This is a genomic window from Gemmiger gallinarum (assembly GCF_014982805.1).
In the GTDB taxonomy this organism is placed as follows: Bacteria; Bacillota; Clostridia; order Oscillospirales; family Ruminococcaceae; genus Gemmiger; species Gemmiger gallinarum.
Genome location: NZ_JADCKC010000010.1, coordinates 1 through 1,601, shown reverse-complemented (window position 1 = coordinate 1,601; position 1,601 = coordinate 1). Strand labels below are relative to the sequence as shown.

Sequence of the window (1,601 nt, the reverse complement as noted above, 5' to 3'; positions counted from 1 at the left end):
TGGGGTCGCTGTTTTTATCGAACATCGCGAAAAACCTCGTACTTCTAGTGCGAGGATGGATAGCGAGGGGCGCGAGAGCGCCCCTGGTCCGGCCTCGATTGTTGCTCAATATACTGCTTGACCATGCTCAGGGGGGCGCCTCCGACACTTCCCGCAAAGTAGCTTGGACTCCACAGCGAGTTCTTCCGGTAGGCGGGCTGCACCAGTTCAGGGTGTAGTAACTTCATCCGCCGGCTGGATACCCCCTTCAAACTATTCACCAGCCTGGATACCGCCACTTTGGGTGGAAAGTTGACAAGCAAATGGACGTGATCGGTTTCACCGTTGAACTCCTGTAGCTCCGCCTCGAAGTCCCGACACACTCGGTCGAAAAGCAATTCGAGGGAGTTGAGATGCGCGCCGGTGAACACCTTGCCCCGATACCTGGTGACAAAGACCAAATGGGCATGGAGTTTAAAAACGCAGTGTCTTCCTGTTCTGATAGCTTGTTTGGTTTCCATAGACCAAGTATATTCGAAGCCATGAAGCAGACCAGGACCCTCAAGGTTCGAGTGAAGGACAAACACGCCGCCGAGCTTAACCGCATGGCCCGCAGCGTGAATTTTGTTTGGAACTACCTCAACGAACTGTCTTCCCGAGCCATTCGGGAGAAAGGTCTGTTTCTGTCTGCCTACGACATGCACCCCTATACCAAGGGTGCTGGCAAGGACCTCGGCCTGCACAGCCAAACGCTGCAATGCATCGCTGCTGAATACGTTGCCCGCCGCAAGCAGTTCAAAAAGCCCCGCTTGAATTGGCGCAAGTCCGGCGGTGTACGCCGCTCACTTGGCTGGATTCCGGTCAATACCGGCGCGGCCAAGTGGAAGAACGGGCAGGTATTTCACAACGGCACCTACTTCAAGGTGTGGGATAGCTACGGCCTGTCGACATACAAGTTCCGTGCCGGCAGTTTCAACGAAGATAGCCGGGGCCGGTGGTATTTCAATGTTGCGGTCGAGGTGGACGTGCAGCCGACGCTTGGGCAGGGCGCCGTTGGCATCGACCTTGGGCTCAAGGATGTGGCCACCTGTAGCGATGGAGGAAGGCTGGAAAACAGCCGCTTCTACCGCCGTATGGAAGACCAGTTGGCGACAGCCCAACGTGCCCGCAACAAGCGGCGGGTAAAAGCTATTCACGCCAAGATCAAGAACCGTCGCCAGGACGCGCAGCACAAGTTTTCCCGGAAACTCGTCAACCAGTACGGCGAAATCGTCGTGGGCGATGTTTCCTCAACCAGGCTCGCGAAGACCAGGATGGCCAAAAGCGTCTACGACGCTGGCTGGTCACAACTGAAAACGATGCTGGAATATAAATGCGCTCACGCAGGCATCGTCTTCAAGGTCGTTCGCGAAACCAACACCACCCGCGCCTGTTCGTCGTGCGGCTCGCTTAGCGGGCCGCAGGGCGTCAACGGGTTGCGAGTAAGGGTCTGGGAGTGCGTGGAGTGTGGTGTACTCCACGACCGGGACGTGAATGCGGCCCGGAATATCCTCAGCCTCGGGGCAGGACGTTGCCCTCAAGAAGTTGGAATCCCCGTCCTTTAGGGCGGGGAGGACGTCAAA

The 1,601-nt window shown here is 57.0% G+C and carries 2 protein-coding genes; one reads left to right on the top strand and one right to left on the bottom strand.

Annotation, left to right across the window (positions count from 1 at the left end; genetic code table 11):
- Window positions 1–44: 44 nt before the first annotated feature.
- Window positions 45–500: an IS200/IS605 family transposase gene (gene tnpA, locus INF35_RS13630; protein ID WP_125203849.1), complete on the bottom strand. Its 456-nt coding sequence runs from the start codon at window positions 498–500 to the stop codon at window positions 45–47.
- Here tnpA and INF35_RS13625 point away from each other — a divergent pair.
- A complete protein-coding gene (locus tag INF35_RS13625) occupies window positions 393–1,583 on the top strand; it encodes an RNA-guided endonuclease InsQ/TnpB family protein (RefSeq protein WP_235983255.1) in 1,191 nt (396 codons plus the stop codon). The genes tnpA and INF35_RS13625 overlap by 108 nt on opposite strands.
- Window positions 1,584–1,601 lie beyond the last annotated feature (18 nt).